Source organism: Streptomyces albospinus (genome assembly GCF_014648695.1).
Lineage (GTDB): Bacteria > Actinomycetota > Actinomycetes > Streptomycetales > Streptomycetaceae > Streptomyces > Streptomyces albospinus.
In genome coordinates this window covers 1-4,845 of record NZ_BMRP01000112.1, presented here as the reverse complement: position 1 = coordinate 4,845, position 4,845 = coordinate 1, and the positions used below count along the sequence as shown (strand labels likewise).

The following is a 4,845-nucleotide window of genomic DNA, read 5'->3' as shown; positions in this document are numbered from 1 at the left end:
CAGACGCCAGTCTCCCAACCAGTCATGCCACAACTAAGCAGCGACGCGCTACTAGGCCGATATGGGCACACGCGAGATTGTGTTGATGACCGATCACGGCTCGTTGGAGGGCAGTCGTTCCGCTCTGGCCGCTGCCGTCGAGTTGCTCACCGGACGACCACCCGTACTGATCGATGCGCGGCACTTCATGACCGGTGGGACCGGTCGGACACACCTCGTCGACGCAGGAGTCCGGTTCGAGGTGCCGCCCGAGGGCCAGACGGTGACCCCTTCGGCCGTACTCATCTACGAGATTCAGCCTCCCGAACGCCGCGGCTTCGCCCCGTTCCAGCGACTGCTGCGCCGGCACGGGGTGACCTCGCTCGGAACAGACGCCAGTGCCTGGCGGACGGCCACCGAAAAGAACCTCACGGTGGAGCGGTTCGCCCAGCACGGTATCCCGCACATGGAAACCATCAGTCTGTCCCGGCCCAGCTCGCAGAGAGCCGCCGCCGCATTCGAGAAACTCGGCCGAAACGTCTGGGCTCGGCCGGTGCTGGGCACCTGCGGAAATGACGTCTTCCACATCACCACTCCTGAGCAACTGCGCACCGTGATCAGCCACTACGCCCATTCCGAGCAGGACTGGTTGATGTCCCGGGATGCCGAAAACTTCAACTCCGATGGGCTGCGCCATCAATTCCGTGTGTCCGTGCTGCACGGGCGCCCGCTACAGGCGTGTGAACATGTCCAGGCGGATCCGGATTCTCCCTGCAACGAAGCTCAGGGAGCGGGCTGCACCCCCTTGCCGATTGATGACCTGCCCGCAGAACTCTGCAAGCTGGCCGTGTCGGCCACCGAGTCCATGGGTCTGCCATTCGCCGGCGTCGACCTCGCCGTTGAGAATGGCGGCGTGGTGTTCGAAGTCAACGTGCACCCGATGCTCGGCTCGGTGCACCCCGCGGAGTCGGTCGCGGTCCCGTACGTGGAAGCGCACCTGGCCATGCTGTGATCAGGCAAGCGGGCCCCGGTCCAGCCGCCGCTTTACGGAACATCGACCGATGGGACGCGGCCCATGGCACACACCGACCGTACGACCGATCACTGGTGGTGGAGGCCCGGCTGGGAGCCCGGCGCCCGCTTCTTCACCTTCCACTTCACCTTTCAGCGCACCGACAGCCTGCACCGCCTGGCCGCCGACTACCGGCGTGCCCTGACCGACGTCGAAGGCCTGGATCTCGTGCCCGATCAGAACCTCCACCTGACCACCCAGGGGCTCGACTTCGCCGACCGCGTCCCACAAGACGAGGTCCGCGCCATCCTCACCGCAGCCCGGCAACGTCTTGCGTCCGTCCCCGCCTTCGACCTGGCGGTGGACCGGCCGGAGATCACTCCGGAGGCCATCCGAGGGGAGGCAGCAACCCCCAGCGGCCCCTCCAGTGCTGACTGCACACGGTGATGCCGCAGTACCGCGACGACCTCTTCGCGATCGCAGGGCTGGCGTGCCCGCTGATGTCCGCCCGGCAGCCACGCCAGCTCCACACGCTCGCCCCCACGGCTACGGCCGCGTTGCGGGTGCCCGCCTGGAGGGCCTGTCCGATGGGTTGTGTGGCCTGGCGTGTGAACCCGGCCTGTCCCGGTTGTTCGGCCCGTTCTTTCGTTTGGGGGTCTGCGGCAGTAGACGGCCTCTGGCCGGATCATGACGCAGCGTCCCATGGCGTCACTCGCCACATGTCAAGACCACGCGGCTGTCCCACGCTGGGCGGGCCACGGGAGGGAACCGTATGTCGGGCTGGCAGGCGTATGTGAAAGTCATGACGGATGCGACCAGCGCGATCAAGCAGGGCGCGATCATCGATAAGCCGGAAGGCGACGTGTTGGGCAAGCTCCCCGACAGCGCCGCGATCACCCTCGGCGAAGGCGCCGCCATGTCCAAAGCCTTCGCCGACCTGGAAACGTGCCGGGTACCAGCCTCACCGTCGCCGGAATCAAGTACGTGATCACCCGAGTCGAAGATGAGTTCGTCCATGGCAAGTCCGGCGCCAACGGCTTCATGGCAGCCGCATCCGACAAGACCATCATGGTCGGCATCTACGACACCACCGCCCTCAGCGCTCCCATCCGCGGCGAACTGGGGGGCTACAGCCAGGACCCCACCGGTAGCCACGTAAGGGACGCCCTCACGAAGACCGTCGACGACCTGAAGAGCAGGGATTACTGACAGCTGGTCGGCCCCACGCTCCACCCGGTACACGACGGCCGGGCATCGAAACGATGCCCGGCCCTCTGGACTCCCCCAGGCTTCGCGTACAGCCACCACGGCCAACGGTGTGGCACGGTCCGTCCGGCGTGCCTGCGCGGGCGGGAAGGCACGCTGGTTCCGCCCGTCCGCCGGAAGCAGACCGGGCGTCGGGCGGGGGCCGTCACACTCTCCGCCTGGCGCCCGGAGCATACGAGTCGGCCCCGGCGCTGGCCCACGGGGGAAAGGGCAGCGGCCGGGGCCGGTTGCTGTGACTCTAGCGAGTCAGGCGGAGGTTCCACCCGCTGTTTCAGCCATCGCCGCAGCGTACGAGGGCGGGGGTGGACGGGCAGACGCCGTAGTGCCGCGGGCGAGCGGCGGTCCCGTCCGGGGTACCCGGCCGATTCAGGCGCTTCGTAGCAACCGCGCGGCCCGCCGGGCGAAACTGGCGGCATGACCGTGCAGTCCCCCTCGTTTCCGGTGCCGAAGGCGTTCGACCTGTTGTGCGCGCAGTACGTGAAGCGGCTGCCCGCTCGGCTGGAGGACCTGACCGGTCCCGCCCACGGCACAGTCGACCTGCCGCTGCACCGAGTACGGTCCGTTCTCTCGCTCGACGACGTGATCGGCACCAAGGTCCGAGCACCAGCCGACCGCGGCGCAGTCCGCGACCTCATCGACGCCCACGCCGCGACCCGGCATCGCACCACCGCCGACCTTGAAGACCTCGGCCGCCGCCACACCCGCCTCGAATTCAGCCTCCACGACCTCCGCGACCGCCTCGCCGGCGCCGGGTGGTGGGACGACCAGGACTTCACCGACTACGGCCGGAGCCCTGGGCAGGTAGCAGACCTGCGCGCTTGGGCTCTGGCCTGGGCCGCCGACCTCGATACACGGCTCTACGCCGGGGAAGACCCGGACGACAACTGACCCTGCGCGCAGTGTGTTGCTCTGCTGGTTCCCTTTCGCCGCGACAGCAGCGCATGCGGCTAAGTGGGCCACCTGATGACATTGGTTCCTCGCCGTCAGGCTTGGTGGGCGTAGGACGTGAGGCGATCGGCGAGTGCGATGACGAGGTCTCGGAGTTCGTCGGGGCGCTCGATGACGAACGGCCGGTCGAGTGAGGCGAGTACCGGAGGCAACCAGTCGAGCCGTTCCGCCCGCAGCTCGACGCGCAGCCAGTGCTCGGCCGCCGGGTCCTGGCCGGCCGCGGGCTTGTGTTCCTCCAGAATCGCGACGCTGGCGGGGAGGTGCGCGCGGATCTGCTCAACTGTCCCGTGGATCCGCAGGGTCACCTCATGCCGGTACTCGGCCGTGGCGAACCCTGACACCAGGCGCTGTGCCGGCCCCGGGCCCACGGGCGCTTCGAACGAGCCGGGCAGGGTCCGCGCGTCTGCGATGCGATCGAGCCGGAAGGTTCGGTGCTCGCCGATCTGGGCGTCCTCGCCCGTGACGTACCACCGGCCCGAATGGGCGACGATCCCGTACGCGTGCAGTGTGCGTTCGCTGCGCCGTCCGTCGCGGTCGGTGTAGCGGATCGAGACCGGCCGGCGGTGGCGCACCGCATCGGCGAGGGTGAGCAGGACCCCGGCGTCCGGGTGGTCGAACTCGCCGGGCTGATCTGTGAAGGCGAGAGATTCCAGGAGTGTGTCGAGCCGACGGGCGATGTGCTTGGGCAGCACCCGCCGGATCTTCGCCGATGCCGTCTCGCTTGCCGTGCGCTCCGTCGTCGTCAACCCTGCTCGGCGGCCGGCGACCAGGCCGAGCAGCACGGCCAGCGCCTCGTCGTCGCTGAGCATGAGCGGAGGCAGACGGTACCCGGGGCCGAGCCGGTACCCGCCGTAGCGGCCTCGCACCGATTCCACAGGCACGTCCAGGTCGATCAGCTGGTCCACATACCGCCGCACGGTGCGCCCGTCGACGCCGAGCCGGTCGGCGAGTTCGGCCACAGTCCGGGTGCCGCCCGACTGCAGCAGCTCCAGGAGTGTCAGCACGCGGCCAGTGGGGCGAGGCATGTGCACAACCTAGCGCGGATACAGGACCGATTCTGTCCACTATTTCTCCTAGCCTGCGACGTGCACGCCTCCCGCACAGCCAAGGAGATCCGCATGGACTTCGTCTCGATCCGCATCATCACCAGCGACGTAGCGCGCCTCGTCGAGTTCTACGAGCGAGCCACAGGGGCGCGGGCGACGTGGGCCACCGAAGACTTCGCCGAACTCAAGACCGCGGGCGCCACCCTTGCGATCGCCGGCACGCGCACCGTCCCGCTGTTCGCCCCGGGCTCTGCTCGCCCGGCGGACAACCACAGCGTGATCACCGAGTTCCTCGTCGACGACGTGGACCGCGTTCACCAGAACCTGGCCGGCTTCGTCACCGACTTCGTCACCGAGCCCACCACCATGCCCTGGGGCAACCGATCGCTGCTGTTCCGCGACCCCGACGGCAACCTCGTCAACTTCTTCACGCCCGTCACCCCGGCGGCCATCGAGAAGTTCGCACCGTCGCGCCGGCGACCGTCCATCCCATCCATGGAGGACGTCGTGGAACCAACGTCCTGAGACATCACAGCTAATACTGCAACCGCATGTGGGGGTCGTGGCCTCGGCGTTGGTAGTGGCAGCGGCGGG

General features: G+C 68.3%; 7 protein-coding genes. 6 read left to right on the top strand and 1 reads right to left on the bottom strand.

Going from position 1 to position 4,845, the window contains the following annotated elements; translation table 11 throughout:
- Positions 1 to 85: 85 nt before the first annotated feature.
- The 5 genes from IEZ17_RS41320 to IEZ17_RS41300 all read left to right on the top strand — a co-directional run bounded on the left by IEZ17_RS41320 (position 86) and on the right by IEZ17_RS41300 (position 3,145).
- Complete coding sequence (locus tag IEZ17_RS41320; RefSeq protein ID WP_229853131.1) at positions 86 to 991, top strand: ATP-grasp domain-containing protein; 906 nt, start codon at positions 86 to 88, stop codon at positions 989 to 991.
- 63 nt (positions 992 to 1,054) lie between these two features.
- Positions 1,055 to 1,438, top strand: coding sequence for a 2'-5' RNA ligase family protein (locus IEZ17_RS41315; RefSeq protein WP_189308784.1), 384 nt, complete (start codon positions 1,055 to 1,057; stop codon positions 1,436 to 1,438).
- Between the two features lie 325 nt (positions 1,439 to 1,763).
- The gene (locus tag IEZ17_RS41310; protein ID WP_189308783.1) at positions 1,764 to 1,979 is read left to right on the top strand and encodes a profilin; all 216 of its coding nucleotides are present in this window, start codon (positions 1,764 to 1,766) and stop codon (positions 1,977 to 1,979) included.
- Positions 1,937 to 2,200: a profilin family protein gene (locus IEZ17_RS41305; RefSeq protein WP_189308782.1), complete on the top strand. Its 264-nt coding sequence runs from the start codon at positions 1,937 to 1,939 to the stop codon at positions 2,198 to 2,200. The genes IEZ17_RS41310 and IEZ17_RS41305 overlap by 43 nt, the downstream gene beginning before the upstream one ends.
- A 471-nt stretch (positions 2,201 to 2,671) precedes the next feature.
- A complete protein-coding gene (locus IEZ17_RS41300; RefSeq protein WP_189308786.1) occupies positions 2,672 to 3,145 on the top strand; it encodes a hypothetical protein in 474 nt (157 codons plus the stop codon).
- Positions 3,146 to 3,240: 95 nt separating this feature from the next.
- Here the strand turns inward: IEZ17_RS41300 and IEZ17_RS41295 are convergent, their stop codons facing one another.
- Positions 3,241 to 4,230, bottom strand: coding sequence for a helix-turn-helix transcriptional regulator (locus tag IEZ17_RS41295; RefSeq protein WP_189308781.1), 990 nt, complete (start codon positions 4,228 to 4,230; stop codon positions 3,241 to 3,243).
- A 93-nt stretch (positions 4,231 to 4,323) separates the two neighbouring features.
- On the opposite strand from IEZ17_RS41295, the gene IEZ17_RS41290 reads away from it, so the two are divergent.
- On the top strand, positions 4,324 to 4,776 hold the full coding sequence (locus tag IEZ17_RS41290) for a VOC family protein (protein WP_189308780.1): 453 nt from the start codon (positions 4,324 to 4,326) through the stop codon (positions 4,774 to 4,776).
- The last annotated feature ends 69 nt before the right edge of the window (positions 4,777 to 4,845 follow it).

What these genes read in the sequence shown, in the direction of transcription:
- IEZ17_RS41320 (WP_229853131.1), top strand. Translation starts at nt 86, where the DNA reads ATGACCGATCACGGCTCGTTGGAGGGCAGTCGTTCCGCTCTGGCCGCT.
- IEZ17_RS41315 (WP_189308784.1), top strand. Translation starts at nt 1,055, where the DNA reads ATGGCACACACCGACCGTACGACCGATCACTGGTGGTGGAGGCCCGGC.
- IEZ17_RS41310 (WP_189308783.1), top strand. Translation starts at nt 1,764, where the DNA reads ATGTCGGGCTGGCAGGCGTATGTGAAAGTCATGACGGATGCGACCAGC.
- IEZ17_RS41300 (WP_189308786.1), top strand. Translation starts at nt 2,672, where the DNA reads ATGACCGTGCAGTCCCCCTCGTTTCCGGTGCCGAAGGCGTTCGACCTG.
- IEZ17_RS41295 (WP_189308781.1), bottom strand. Translation starts at nt 4,230, where the DNA reads ATGCCTCGCCCCACTGGCCGCGTGCTGACACTCCTGGAGCTGCTGCAG.
- IEZ17_RS41290 (WP_189308780.1), top strand. Translation starts at nt 4,324, where the DNA reads ATGGACTTCGTCTCGATCCGCATCATCACCAGCGACGTAGCGCGCCTC.